We start from the raw sequence: 12,656 nt of genomic DNA, 5'->3' as shown, positions 1-12,656 counted from the left end.
CGCCTTCGGCTTCGCCCCGCCGGGACAGTTAGTCACTCGCGCGACGGCTGAGGCCTTTGAGACAGGCCCTAGCCCCGTGGCCGCTCAGCGCGGCGCGTTGATCGGCTTGCGGCCCCAGCCCGAATAGGTCGTGGACAACACCTGCGCCTTGGTCCCGGTCCCGATCTTGACCCACACGTGGGTCGGGCGGCCCGCCGGGTCCATCCGGATCGCGAAGCCCGCCTGCGCGGCCCCCGTCGCCCGCGCCAGCTCGGCGAACAGCGGCGTCTGCGCCAGCCGGTCCAGCGCGGCCGAGCCCTGGTACACCGCGCCCGCCTTCTTGAACACCGTCGCCGCCTTCAGCAGCGAGGTCACGTTCACCGGCGTCGACCCCGCCCGCACCTGCGTCGCGAGCGCCGGGTAACCGCGCGTCTGCGCCGGGACGGGCCGCCACTTCTTGCCCGCCCGCACGTGCGCGGTGTCGCGCACCAGCACGACCGGCGCGGGCTTGCGCGTGTCGGCCGACCCCGTCACGGTCATCGCGTACGACTCGGGCGCGCCCGGCGCCAGCGACAACGAGCCGCGCGCCGCGATCGGCCCGCCGCAGCAGCCCGACCGCCGGAACACGAACGCCGCGCCCGGCGTGCGCGCGGTCGCCTGCTCGATCCGCTGCGCCAGCGCGACGGCCTCCGGCGACTGCGCCGGGGCCGGCGGTATCGGCTGCGGGCTGCCGCTGGTGGTGGGGCGCGGCGGCTCGTCCCGCTCCTCGCCCATGAGCGTGGCGGCCCCGGCGACCGCGCCCGCGACCAGCAGCGCCGCCAGCACCGCGACCGTCAGGCGGCCCCGGCGGCTCCTGCGCGGCGCGGCGGCGACCGGGTGCCGTCCCGAGGCGCGGGTCTTGGCCTTGGCGGGCGGGGGCGGCGGCGCGGCGGCGGACTCGGCGACCAGCTCGGCGAGCCGCCCGCGGCCCTGCGCCTCCCAGGAGGGGCCGTAGGCCGCCACCGCGGCCTCCTCGACGGCGCCCAGGAAGTCGGCGACCGAGGCGGGCCGCTTCTCCGGCTCCTTGGCCAGGCCGTGCGCGATCAGGTCGCGCAGCGGGCCGGGCACCTCCTCCACCGGGATCGGGGCCTCGCGGTGGGCCTTGGCGAGGCCCGACTGGCTGCGCGCGGAGAACGGGGGCCGCCCGGTCAGGCACTCGAAGAACACGGCGGTGACGGCGTACAGGTCGGCGGCGGCGCTGGGCGGCGAACCGTTCCAGATCTCGGGCGCGGCGTAGGCGGGCCCGGCCTGCGCCTCGCTGCCCGGCGGCACCAGCGCGAAGTCGGTGACCTTGGCGTTGCCGGCCGGGTCCACCATGACGTTGGCGGGCCGCACCGCCCCGTGCACGATCTTGTGCTCGTGCCCGGCGGCCAGGCCCAGCAGCGCCCCGCCCAGCAGCGACAGCGCCGCCAGCGGCCCGGTCGGGCCCTTGGCGGCCAGGATGTGCCGCAGCGTGACGCCCTCGACCCGCTCCATGACGATCGCGGCGCCGTTCCCGGCCTCCACGAAGTCGAAGAAGTCGACGACGTTGGGGTCCTCCAGCTGCGACAGCCGGCGCGCGGCCGTGCGGAAGCGCTCCAGGAACGCCTGGTCGTCCGCCAGGCGGTCGTCCAGGTACTTGATGGCGACCTCGGTCTGGGTGACGTCGTCCACGGCGAGCACCACCCGGCCGGCGCCACCGGCGCCGAGTTCGCGGGCGTGCGTGAAGCCCGGGACCGTCCAGCCGTTGACCACGTGCGAGCCATCCCCTCCGATACGGCCGGCGCCGGCGCGTCGTACGCCCGGAACGGGCGTCGTCGTCCCTTTCGGGACCGTGCCGTGCGCGCTGCCTGCGTCGCCGTCCGCCTCCGCCGGTGATGGGGCGGACATGCCACTTTGCTGGAATATCGGCCCCTGCCGGGCGAGGTCAAGAGCAGTGGCCGAACTGCAACTGTCACACTGGTGCGGTGACCGATTTCGAAGTCTCCCAGCAGTTGTTCGAACGGGCGAATCGGGTGATCCCCGGCGGGGTGAACTCGCCGGTCCGGGCGTTCCGGGCGGTGGGCGGCACGCCGCCGTTCATCGCCTCCGCCCGCGGCCCGTACCTGACCGACGCCGACGGCGACGAGTACGTCGATCTGATCTGCTCCTGGGGGCCGATGATCCTCGGCCACGCGCACCCGGCGGTGGTGGACGCGGTGCGCGAGGCGGCCGGGCGCGGCACCTCCTACGGCGCGCCGACGCCGGGCGAGGTGGAGCTGGCCGAGGAGATCGTGGCGCGCACCGCCGTCGAGCAGGTGCGGCTGGTCAACTCCGGCACCGAGGCGACGATGTCGGCGATCCGGCTGGCGCGCGGCTTCACCGGCCGCGCCAAGGTCGTGAAGTTCGCGGGCTGCTACCACGGGCACGTGGACTCGCTGCTGGCCGCCGCCGGGTCGGGCGTGGCGACGCTCGCGCTGCCCGACACCCCGGGCGTGACCGGCGCGACCACCGCCGACACCATCGTGCTGCCCTACAACGACGTCGCCGCGATCGAGCAGGCGTTCGCCGACCACGGCCACGACATCGCGTGCGTGATCACCGAGGCGGTGCCGTGCAACATGGGCGTGGTGCCGCCGCTGCCCGACTTCAACGCGCTGCTGAAGCGCCTGTGCGGGCAGAACGGCGCGCTGCTGGTCATCGACGAGGTGCTGACCGGCTTCCGGGCGACGCGCTCGGGCTGGTACGGGGCCGAGGGCGTGGCGGGCGACCTGACGACGTTCGGCAAGGTGATGGGCGGCGGGCTGCCCGCCGCCGCGTTCGGCGGCCGCGCCGACGTCATGCAGCACCTGGCCCCGGCCGGGCCCGTCTACCAGGCGGGCACGCTGTCGGGGAACCCGCTCGCGACGGCGGCGGGGCTGGCGACGCTGCGCAACGCGACCGACGAGGTGTACGCCGCGATCGACCGCGCGGCCGACATCGTGGGGCGGGCCGCGTCGGAGGCGCTGCTGAAGGAGGGCGTGCCGCACCGGCTCCAGATCGCCGCGAACCTGTTCTCCATCTTCTTCACCGCCGAGTCGGTCGGCGACTTCGCGGCCGCGCAGCAGCAGGACACCGCCGCCTACGCCGCGTTCTTCCACGAGGCGCTGTCGCGCGGGGTGTACCTGCCGCCGTCGGCGTACGAGGTGTGGTTCCTGTCGGCGGCGCACGACGACGAGGCGCTGGAGAAGATCACCGACATGCTGCCGCACGCCGCCCGCGCGGCCGCCCAGGCGCAGGCGCAGGGCCGCTAGACCGGGTGCCGCATGGCCGTCGCGTTCCAGGCGCAGGAGCGCCGTGCGCGGCGGCCCGGCAGCGCGCGCAGGGCGGCGTGGGCGCGGGCGACGCTCTCCGGGCGCGGCGCGTGCAGCGGTGCGCGCACCGCCGGTGAGTCGATCACGCCCAAGTCGGCCAGGCACGCCTTGAGGACGGCCGGGGCGGGCTCGGCGAACAGCGCGTCCACCAGCGGCAGCAGCGCGCCGTGCAGGTCGGCGCAGCCGTCGCGGGCCAGGTCGGCGTACGCGTCGGGCGCCAGGCACGCCGACGCGGTGATGCCGCCGGACGCGCCGAGCGCCATCATCGGGTGCAGGTAGGCGTCGTCGCCGCAGAGCACGGCCTTGCCGGTGCGGGCCGCCAGCAGCGTCAGCGTGTCGTGGTCGATGCCGCCGGGGCAGTGCTTGATCCCGGCGACGCAGTCCATCGCGAGCAGCCGGAGCAGGGTGTCGGGCGCGAGATGCTTTCCTGTCCGGTAGGGGATGTTGTACGGCAGCAGCGGCACGTCCACGGCCGCGCCGACGGCGGCGAAGTGGTCCAGCACGCCCTGGTCGGAGGGCCGCAGGTAGTAGGGGACGACGACCAGCAGCGCGTCGGCGAGCGGGGCGCGCTCGCGGGCCTGGGCGATGGTGTCGGCGGTGCCCATGGTGCCCGCGCCGACCGTGAGCGGCGTGCCGTACTCGATCGACACCGCCCGGCAGACCTCCAGCACCGTGCGCTGCTCGGCGGTGGTCAGCAGCGCGGCCTCGCCGGTGGTGCCGAGCGCGACCAGCCCGGCGGCGCCGTTGTCGAGGCAGTGCCGGGCGAGGCGCTCCAGCGACTTGACGTCGAGCCGGTCGCCGGAGGTGAACGGCGTGACCAGGGACGCGTGGACTCCGTGCAAGGAACTCACCTCGCGGGCTCGGGTTCGGGCGTGGGGACGATGGGCGCGACGGGCCTGCGCCGGCGGATGCTGCCGATCGCGACACCACTGATGATCAGCGCGGCCCCGCCCAGGCGCGGCGCGCTGACGTGCTCGTCCAGCAGGATCACCGCCGACACGATCCCGAACGGCGGCACCAGCAGCGAGTACATCGCCACGGTGCTGGCGGCGTAGCGGCGCATCAGCCAGCCCCACACGCCGAAGCCGAACAGCGTGGACACGTAGGCGATGTAGGCCAGCGAGGCGACGCCCAGCCAGGTCACGTGCTCGACCGCCCACGGGATCGCGCCCGGCCCCTCGAAAATCAGCGACAGCCCGAACAGCGGCAGCGGCGGGATCAACGACATCCACACCATGAACGAGAAGGCGTCCACGGGCTGCTCGGTGGCCTGGTTCATGCGGCGCATCGCGACGTTGGCGAGCCCCCACATGGCGGCCCCGGACACGCACAGCACGAACGCGAGCACCGGGCTCTGCCCGTGCTCCCCGGCCTGCGCGACGCCGAGCAGCGCGACGCCGCCGAACGCCACGGCCATGCCCGCGCCCTGCGCCGGGGTGAGCCGCTCGCGCAACATCACCCCGGCGAACAGCGCGGTGAACAGCGCCTGCGTCTGGAGCACCACCGACGACAACCCGGCGGGCATGCCGAGGTGCATCCCGATGAACAGCAGCCCGAACTGGCCGACGCCGAGCGGCAGCCCGACCAGCCAGAGCCAGCGCAGGGCGACCGGCGGGCGCGCCACGAGGAACACCGCGGGCACCGCCGCCGCGACGAAGCGCAGCGCAGCGAACAGCAGCGGCGGGAAGCTGTCGAGACCGACCTTGATGGGCACGAAGTTGAAGCCCCACAAAGCGGCGATCAGCGTGGCGAGCAGGACGTGGCGGAAGCGCATAGAGTGATCGTCGCGCCCTCCTTGTTTTAGGACAATCTAGAACTTCTAGACCTAACGGTTTAGAGTTGCTTCATGCTGGATCTGGAACGCCTGCGCGCCCTCCACTCGGTGGCCACCTACGGCTCGGTCAGCGCCGCCGCCGACGTGCTGCACGTCACCACCTCCGCGGTCTCCCAGCAGCTCGCCAAGCTGGAGCGGGAGACCGGTCAGAAACTCCTGGAGCGCAACGGCCGAGGCGTGCGTCTCACCGACGCCGCCGAACTCCTGGTCGAGCACGCCGAGCACATCCTCTCCCTGGTCGAGCGGGCCGAGGCCGACCTGGAGGCGCACCGCGGCGCGGTCGTCGGCCAGCTCACCCTGGCCGCCTTCGCCACCGCCGCCCGCGGCCTGCTGCCCACCGCCCTCGGCCGGCTGCGCGCCGACCACCCGGACCTGCGCCTGATCACCCACGAGATGGACCCGATGCAGAGCATGCCGCTGGTCGCCCGGGGCGACCTCGACATGGCGGTCGTGCAGGACTGGAACAACCAGCCGCTGCCGCTGGCCGAGGGCCTGGGCAAGGGCCTGATCTGCGACGACGTGGCCGACGTGGCGCTGCCGCCGGACCACCCGCTGGCCCACCGCGACCGGATCGAGCTGAAGGAGCTGGCCGGTGACCCATGGATCAGCTCCTCGCCCGACAGCATCTGCTGCGAGTGGTTGTTCCACACGCTGCGCTCGCTCGACAGCGAGCCGCGCGTGGACCACATGGCGTACGAGATCCCGACGCAGCTCGCCCTGGTGGCGGCGGGGTTCGGCAACGCGATCGTGCCCCGGATGGGCTGTTGCGGGGTGCCGGAGGGGGTGCGGTTCGTGGAACTGGAACCGGCCCTGACCCGGCGCGTCTACGCGATCTGGCGGGAGGAGGCGACGCGCCGCCCGGCGATCCGCGCCGCGCTGGACGCGCTGCGGGCGGTGGCGGCGACCACCTGAGCCGCCCTTTCACGCCGTCTTCTCCAGCCCGGCGGCCTGCTCCAGCCAGCCGGTGAAGAGGGCAGCGTCGATGTCGTCCACGCCGCGCAGCTTGACCGAGGCCATCTCGCGAGCGCCCTTTTCCAGCCGTCCGGACGCGTCGGCGACGGCCTGCCCGCGCCACAACCCGAACGTGACGTGCTTGCCGTAAGCCTTGACGAACGCGACGGGGGCCTTGCCGGGCGCGCCGCCGAGGCTCCACACGGGGTGCCCGTGCCAGACACCGCCGGCACCGGGCAGCACAGCGTCGATGAGCGGAACCAGCACGTCCATGACGGCCTGCTGCTCCTGCGGGAGGCCGGCGGCGTACTCGGCGACGGTGGTGGGCTTGGCCATGATGGCGGTTCCTTCCGATCAGGAGGCGCGGCCCGTGCCGCCCTCTGCCCACACGTCGATCGGCCCCGACCCGGATCGACATCACACCCGAAAAGTTTTCGGCTGACCGACTTGCCGGTGATCCGTCCCGGAGCGGCTTCGGTCGGACATGCTTGGTGCAGGAGGCGAACGGAGACGAGCGATGACCGGTGCCGAGGAGCGCTTCACCGAGGAGTTCCGGCGTCTCTACGAGGTCGCGGGTCGGCCTTCGCTCCATGAGCTGTCCGAGCAGGCGAGCCATGCGAGTCCGCCGGTGGAGTTGACGGCGTTCGACGTCGAGAGATGGCTCGACGGGCGGGTGCCGTCGGATTCGGCGGCGTTCCGCTTCGTCGTCGACGCCCTTCACGAGCGCGTCGCCCGCTGGCCGAACACCTACCGTTCCCGGCCGATGCCGTGGTGGCGACAAGCGCGCGCCGAAGCGGAGGAAGCCGGGGTCTTCGGGCGGCAGCGGCCCGCGAACGATCCGTCCGGCACGACCAACACCAAGACCGGTGACGCGGGCGCGGTGATCCAGGGACGCGACTTCTCCGGCGGCGTGTACATCAACGTCCCGCCGTCCAACGCTCCCACGCCCGGCCAGCCCGCCCCCGCCCTGGACAAGCCGTCCGCGCCCGTGGTGAACCTGCCTTACCAGGCCGGAGACATCTTCGTGGGCCGCCGCAAGGAGCTGGTGCGGCTGATCTACCGAGGAAGAGCAGATCGTGCAGGCCCGCTACGAGGCCGCCGCCCTGCTCACCCTCGCCCTGACCGGAAGCGCCGGGGACCCTGCCCAGGCGCACCGGTGGTCGGCGCTGATGCCGCACGTGACGGCGTTCTCCCGGCACCGCTTCACCGGCGAGGACATCGTCAGCCTCAGCATCCTGTGGGGCAAGGTCGGCATGTTCTTCGCCGTGGCGGGCGACGAGCGGCACAAGGAGTACCTCGACCGCTTCTTCCGGCGGAACGAGGCTCAGGCGGACGTGGGTCCGGTGCTTCCGCTGTTCGAGGCGGCGGTGGCCGAGCGACGGCGCGTCCTCGGCCCGGATCACCTGGACACGCTGTCCGCACGCGTCGATCTGCTGGCCCTGCACGAGCGGGCTGGCAGGGCGGGAAGGGCGGTCCCGTCCGTCAAGCAACTCCTGTCCGACTGCGTGCGCGCGCTCGGAGCGGACCACTTCTTCACCCTGGACATGTACCAGGACCTCGGCAACATCTGTAAGGAGGCCGGTGACACGGACCTGGCGCTCGAACTGTTCCAGCGAGGAGCAGCCGATTACCGGCGCTTCGGCAAGGAAGACCACCTGTTCGCGCAGGTCCTGAACGTCGAAATGGCGGCTGCCTACCGGGACAGCGGCGCGCTGCACCTGGCAGAGGAACTCTTGGCGGCGGCAGAGGCCGATCTGCGGAGGACGCGCGGCGGGCACGACCTGTTCACGCTGCTCGCCGTGGCGAACAGGGCCCTGGCTCAGTTGGCGGCGGGCGATCCGACCCAGGTGAGCGGCACGTTGGAGACGGCGGTATCCGACTCCGCGCGGTCCCTGGGGGAGGTGCACTCCATGACGCGGTGGCTTCGGGAGATCCGGGCGGCGGCCCGCAAGTCGGCGTCCTGATCCGTCACCCGCCCGTCTCGGCCAGCAGCGCGGCCAGTTCGACGGATCGGGCCGGTGCGATGTCGTCCGGCGTGCCCTGGGCGATCGCGAAGCGCAGGTAGGCCACGCGCCGTTTCAAGTCCACTGGCGTCCCGGCGTCGAGCTGGTTGAGCAGCGTGGTCGTGAGGGTGGCCAGCTCGACGCCGGGACGCGTGCGGATCTCGCCGGTGGCCATGCCGACGTCGATGGCGCGCCGCAGCCGGGCGAGCGCGTCCACGGCCGTGGCGGCGTCCGGCCGGTCCGCCTCCACAGGCGCGCGCGACGGCGTGGGCTCCGCTGACTCCGCAGGTGCCTCAGAAGGAGCGGGCGCGACCGTCATCCGGGGCGGCGGCACCGCGAGCGTGGGCGCGGAGTCGGCCGTCCGCAACGAGTCCAGCACCACCATCAGCGGCACGAGCGCGAGCAACACCACCGCCACAGCCGCTCCGAACGTGGCGACGCGATGCCTCCGCCGCGGCCTCGCCCAGGCAACAGGAGCGTTCTCCCACGGGACGGCGTCCAGCGCGGCCGCGATCTCGGCGGCCGTCGTCCCGCGCATGCTCTGCGGCACGGCCTCGCCCGAGCAGCGCTCCAGCAGAGCCAGCAGCGCCCGCACGTCGTCTTCAGCACGGGTACCGGCGGGCCCGAGCTGCTCCAGCCCCAGCACCTTCGCCCCATCAGGCGTGAGTTGCACGGTCTCCGGCCCGATTCGCCCGTGCACGATGCCCGCCGCATGGGCGACCGCGACGGCCCCGGCCACCCGCGCGACCACGGCCGCGGCCTCGTCCCGGGGCAGCACGCCGCGCCGCAGCCGCTCGGCCAGGGTCTCCCCGTCCAGGAACTCGGTGACCAGGTAGGGGCGCACGGCACCGTCCGCCCGCACGGTCTCGCCGTAGTCGTAGGTGGTGACGACGCCGGGGTGCGCGAGCCGCGCCACGGCCTTCGCGCGTTCCTGGAGCAACCGCCGGTGCCGGGTCCCGGCGCGGCGGCCGAAGACCTTGACCGCCACGCGGCGGACCAGCAACTCGTCGCGGCCGCTCCACACGCGCGTCGTGCCGTGCCCGGCGATCAGATGCTCCAGCCGGTACCGGTCCTCAAGCCGCGTTCCTGGGTTCACGGCAGGTGGTACGCGGCCGGGGGCGTCAGCCGCTCAGGGCCTCCGCCTGGATGCGGTCGAACTGGGCGCCCATGGCCTCGGCCAGCGCGGTGGCGCCCGACAGCGGCCGGACCATGACCATGAAGTCGTCGATCCTGCCGTCCGCGTCGAAGTGCAGGAAGTCGCAACCGTTGACCTGCTTGCCGTCCACCGTCGCGGTGAAGACCAGCGCGAGGTCGCGGCCGTCCGGGGCGGCGATCTCCCGGACGTAGCGGAAGTCCTCGAAGACCCGCAGCACGCCGCGCAGGATGGCGGCGGTGATGGCCTTGCCCGGGTAGGGCTTGAACGCGACCGGGCTGGTGAACACCACATTGTCGGCCAGCAGGGCCTCGACGGCGGCGATGTCGTGGGCCTCCACGGCCTGGCGGAAGGGATGCATCGGGCTCACCTACTCACTTTTTTGACTAATCAAAAAAGAAGCTAACCTCTGGGCATGGCACTGCGCAACGCCCTGCTGGCGACGCTGCTGGAAGGCGAGGCGTCCGGCTACGACCTGGCCAAGGGGTTCGACGCCTCGGTGGCCAACTTCTGGACGGCCACGCCGCAGCAGCTCTACCGGGAGCTGGACCGCATGGAGGCGGACGGGCTGATCGAGGCGCGGGTCGTCCAGCAGGAGCGCCGCCCCAACAAGCGGCTGTTCTCGCTCACCGAGGCGGGCCGCCGGGTGCTGCGCGACTTCACCGCGCGGTCGCCGAAGCCGGGCGCGATGCGCGAGGAGCTGCTGGTGCAGGTCCAGGCGGTGGACGCCGGGGACGGCGCGGCCGTGCGGGAGTCGATCGCCGCGCGGCTGGAACGGTCGCGCGCGAAGCTGGCCCGTTACGAGCGGCTGCGCGCACGCCTGCTGGACGGGCGCGAGGAGGACGATTACCTGGCGTCCGCCGAACGGATCGGCCCGTACCTGACGCTGATGCGAGGGCGCGCGTTCGAGGAGGAGAACATCCGCTGGGCGGAACGCGCGCTGGCGATCCTGGACCGGCGCGCCGGGGCCTAACCGACCGCCTCGCGGACGGCCGGGGCGATCTCCTGGCCCCAGCGGCTGAGCGAGGCGAGATCCTGCGTTCCGCCGCCGGGCGAGAAGAGCGTGAAGCCCGAAGCGCCGTGCTCCAGCACCGCACCGGTCAGTTCCTCGACCCACTGGCCGACCGAGCCGCCGACCCAGCGGCCTTCACGGTCGCGTGTGGCGGGCAGCGGCTGGTCGGTGATGCGGCCGGGGAGGTTGAAGACGGTGCGGATCTCGTGCGGATCGCGTCCGACGGCCGCTGCGGCTTCGTCGATGACCGGCCGCGACGTCCGGTAGCGCTCGCTGAGCCAGTCGGCCGCGTGGCCGGGAATCCAGCCGTCGGCGACCCGGCCGGTGGCGGCCAGCGACCGGGGCCCGACCGAGCCCGTCCACACCGGGGGCGCGGGCACCGGGGACGGCTCGATCCGGTTCACCTGGTAGTGGCGGCCCTCGTAGGTGACGGGGGAGCCGCCGCCGGACAGCTTCCCGACCAGGACGATCGCCTCCTCGAACGCTTCCACGGCCTCGGCGGGGGAGAGCTTCGGCACGCCCATGTCGGCGATTCGGTTCCACAACCCGCCCGCGCCCATGCCGAGCACGATCCGTCCGCCGGACAGCGCCGACAGGGAGGTGACGGTTCGCGCCAGCATGGGGGCGGGCCGGGTCGGCAGGTTGGTGACGTTGGCGATGCCGGAGATGTGCTGCGTGCGGCCGAGGAGGAAGCCGATGGCGGCGTAGGCGTCCAGGCGTTCGCCGAGGTAGGGGTGGTCGGAGAGGGAGAAGAGGTCGAGCCGGTCGTGGTCGGCTTGCTGGACCAGCTGGAGCAGTTCGGGGCCGTCGTCGATGCCGCTGTGCGCGCCGAAGCCGAAGACGATGCGGTGTGGGGACATGGTGCTGCCTTTCAGGCGGTGGGGCCGAACCGCGCGACGAAGCGGCCGGTGAACAGGTCCGTGCCCTTGTACTCGGCGACCATTTCGGTGGGGGCGGCGAACGGGCCGTCGGGGGAGGGCAACTGGCCGACGCCGCCGGTCGAGCCGAGCGGGAGCAGGATGGTGGGGAAGGGCGAAGGGCTGTAGGTGGCCGTGGGGCGCTCGCCGTTCAGCTGGGTGGTGATGTTCTGGACGACGACCTCGGCGTGCCGCATCGCGTATCCGGCCATCTTGGCTTCGGGGACGTCGGTGATGTCGCCGACGGCGTAGACGTGGTCGTGGCCTTTGACGTTGAGGGATTCGGTCACGGGGACCTGGCCCTGCGGGGTGAGAGGGGTGAGCGCGCCGTCGGCGAGGTAGGCGCTGTTGGTGGTCGTCCCGTAGGCGCGGAACCAGATGTCGGCGGTGATGTCGTCGCCGGTGGTGGTGGTGACGGTGAAGGTGCCGGACTGGCCGGGTTCGGTGCTGAGTGGCGTCGCTAGGCCGGTGCCGAGAAGGACTTCGATGCCCAAGGTGGTGAGCTGGGCGCGCAGACCGTCAACGACCTCTGGCTGGAAACCGGCGAGCAGTTCAGGGGCGGGATCGGCGATGGTCACATGCTTGCCCGGCCAGACTTCTTTGATCTCCCCGGCGAGTTCTAGGCCGACGGGTCCAGCGCCGAGGATGAGCACGCGGTCGGCCTGGAGGAGTTCCTTGTGCGTGCGGCGGAGGTCGTCCAGCGCATCGCCGAGGGAGTCGGAGGCGGGCTTGGCGGGGTAGGCGTAGCCGGAGCCGGTGGCGAGGACGACGTAGTCGGCCGCGATGCGCTGGCCTGAGGCGAGGGTGACGCCGTGGGGATCGACGGAGGCGGCGCGGTCGCGGATGACCTGGCCTTGGGGGAGCAGCGTCGCGAAGGGGAAGAACATGTTGCTGGCCCAGTGGGGCCGGGTGAGGGCCCGCAGGGAGGCGGCGGCGTTGACGAAGGCGTCGCGGGGGTCGATGAGGATGACGTCGGCTTGGGCCTCAAGGGCCTTGGCGACGGCGGTGCCGCCGTAGCCTCCGCCGATGACTGCAACTGCGCGGCTCATGGGTGGTGGCTCCTCAGGAGTTCTTAAGTTCGTGATACGAACTGTATTAGTTCGTGCTGCGAACTTGCAAGCCGTCTGGCGGGGTGGTGCTGTGCTTTGCTGTCGTCCGACCGTGCGGTGATGTGCCTGACGATGGCTACGCCGTAGTTGGGAGTGGGTCTTTCGCTGGCAAGATCGTGCTGCCTTGTCTGGGTGGGGCAGGGTGGAGGGTGTTTTAATTCGCTTAGCGAACTGAATGTGTACCTGTCGGTGAGTGTGCGGCAGAGCTCAGATGGCCTTGCCGCTCTCGCGAGGTTGGCGCGTTCTCCAACTTCGCGGGGTTGAGGTTGGTGGTCGGGTGCGGGGTGCGGGGCGCGGGGCTGGGGTTGGTGGTTGGGTGCGGGGCACGGGGCTGGGGTTGTTGGTCAG

At 72.5% G+C, this 12,656-nt stretch carries 12 protein-coding genes; 4 read left to right on the top strand and 8 right to left on the bottom strand.

The window, feature by feature from the left end; translation table 11 throughout:
• Positions 1-84 precede the first annotated feature (84 nt).
• The gene (locus tag AH6_RS45035; RefSeq protein WP_067480961.1) at positions 85-1,752 is read right to left on the bottom strand and encodes a serine/threonine-protein kinase; all 1,668 of its coding nucleotides are present in this window, start codon (positions 1,750-1,752) and stop codon (positions 85-87) included.
• Positions 1,753-1,964: 212 nt separating this feature from the next.
• Between AH6_RS45035 and hemL the strand changes: the two genes are divergently transcribed.
• Complete coding sequence (gene hemL / locus AH6_RS17395; protein ID WP_067480958.1) at positions 1,965-3,269, top strand: glutamate-1-semialdehyde 2,1-aminomutase; 1,305 nt, start codon at positions 1,965-1,967, stop codon at positions 3,267-3,269.
• Here hemL and AH6_RS17390 read toward each other — a convergent pair.
• A complete protein-coding gene (locus AH6_RS17390; RefSeq protein ID WP_218005871.1) occupies positions 3,266-4,171 on the bottom strand; it encodes a dihydrodipicolinate synthase family protein in 906 nt (301 codons plus the stop codon). The genes hemL and AH6_RS17390 overlap by 4 nt on opposite strands.
• Before the next feature lie 5 nt (positions 4,172-4,176).
• On the bottom strand, positions 4,177-5,103 hold the full coding sequence (locus AH6_RS17385) for an EamA family transporter (RefSeq protein WP_067480952.1): 927 nt from the start codon (positions 5,101-5,103) through the stop codon (positions 4,177-4,179).
• A 72-nt stretch (positions 5,104-5,175) separates the two neighbouring features.
• Here AH6_RS17385 and AH6_RS17380 point away from each other — a divergent pair, with 72 nt between their 5' ends.
• Positions 5,176-6,075, top strand: coding sequence for a LysR family transcriptional regulator (locus tag AH6_RS17380; RefSeq protein ID WP_067480949.1), 900 nt, complete (start codon positions 5,176-5,178; stop codon positions 6,073-6,075).
• Positions 6,076-6,084: 9 nt separating this feature from the next.
• Here the strand turns inward: AH6_RS17380 and AH6_RS17375 are convergent, their stop codons facing one another.
• Entirely contained in the window at positions 6,085-6,450 is a 366-nt protein-coding gene (locus AH6_RS17375) for a DUF1801 domain-containing protein (protein WP_067480946.1), read from the bottom strand.
• Positions 6,451-7,190: 740 nt separating this feature from the next.
• Here AH6_RS17375 and AH6_RS17370 point away from each other — a divergent pair.
• A complete protein-coding gene (locus AH6_RS17370) occupies positions 7,191-8,078 on the top strand; it encodes a tetratricopeptide repeat protein (protein ID WP_067480943.1) in 888 nt (295 codons plus the stop codon).
• Between the two features lie 4 nt (positions 8,079-8,082).
• On the opposite strand, the gene AH6_RS17365 is transcribed toward AH6_RS17370, so the two are convergent.
• Together AH6_RS17365 and AH6_RS17360 are read right to left on the bottom strand one after the other, a co-directional pair.
• Positions 8,083-9,213: a protein kinase domain-containing protein gene (locus AH6_RS17365; RefSeq protein WP_067480940.1), complete on the bottom strand. Its 1,131-nt coding sequence runs from the start codon at positions 9,211-9,213 to the stop codon at positions 8,083-8,085.
• Positions 9,214-9,238: 25 nt separating this feature from the next.
• Complete coding sequence (locus AH6_RS17360; protein WP_067480938.1) at positions 9,239-9,631, bottom strand: nuclear transport factor 2 family protein; 393 nt, start codon at positions 9,629-9,631, stop codon at positions 9,239-9,241.
• A gap of 54 nt (positions 9,632-9,685) precedes the next feature.
• Here AH6_RS17360 and AH6_RS17355 point away from each other — a divergent pair, with 54 nt between their 5' ends.
• Entirely contained in the window at positions 9,686-10,243 is a 558-nt protein-coding gene (locus AH6_RS17355; protein ID WP_067480935.1) for a PadR family transcriptional regulator, read from the top strand.
• On the opposite strand, the gene AH6_RS17350 is transcribed toward AH6_RS17355, so the two are convergent.
• Positions 10,240-11,142, bottom strand: coding sequence for an LLM class flavin-dependent oxidoreductase (locus AH6_RS17350; RefSeq protein WP_067480932.1), 903 nt, complete (start codon positions 11,140-11,142; stop codon positions 10,240-10,242). The two genes, AH6_RS17355 and AH6_RS17350, sit on opposite strands and share 4 nt — an antisense overlap.
• Positions 11,143-11,153: 11 nt before the next feature.
• The gene (locus AH6_RS17345; protein WP_067480929.1) at positions 11,154-12,248 is read right to left on the bottom strand and encodes an NAD(P)/FAD-dependent oxidoreductase; all 1,095 of its coding nucleotides are present in this window, start codon (positions 12,246-12,248) and stop codon (positions 11,154-11,156) included.
• Positions 12,249-12,656 lie beyond the last annotated feature (408 nt).

Source organism: Actinomadura hibisca NBRC 15177 (assembly GCF_001552635.1).
In the GTDB taxonomy this organism is placed as follows: domain Bacteria; phylum Actinomycetota; class Actinomycetes; order Streptosporangiales; family Streptosporangiaceae; genus Spirillospora; species Spirillospora hibisca.
Note: the sequence above shows the minus strand (reverse complement) of the source record. Positions and strands in the feature narration are given on the sequence as shown.

Excerpts from the sequence above, each read along its gene's own strand:
- AH6_RS17385 (WP_067480952.1), bottom strand. The coding sequence starts at position 5,103 with ATGCGCTTCCGCCACGTCCTGCTCGCCACGCTGATCGCCGCTTTGTGG.
- AH6_RS17380 (WP_067480949.1), top strand. The coding sequence starts at position 5,176 with ATGCTGGATCTGGAACGCCTGCGCGCCCTCCACTCGGTGGCCACCTAC.
- AH6_RS17375 (WP_067480946.1), bottom strand. The coding sequence starts at position 6,450 with ATGGCCAAGCCCACCACCGTCGCCGAGTACGCCGCCGGCCTCCCGCAG.
- AH6_RS17360 (WP_067480938.1), bottom strand. The coding sequence starts at position 9,631 with ATGCATCCCTTCCGCCAGGCCGTGGAGGCCCACGACATCGCCGCCGTC.
- AH6_RS17355 (WP_067480935.1), top strand. The coding sequence starts at position 9,686 with ATGGCACTGCGCAACGCCCTGCTGGCGACGCTGCTGGAAGGCGAGGCG.
- AH6_RS17350 (WP_067480932.1), bottom strand. The coding sequence starts at position 11,142 with ATGTCCCCACACCGCATCGTCTTCGGCTTCGGCGCGCACAGCGGCATC.
- AH6_RS17345 (WP_067480929.1), bottom strand. The coding sequence starts at position 12,248 with ATGAGCCGCGCAGTTGCAGTCATCGGCGGAGGCTACGGCGGCACCGCC.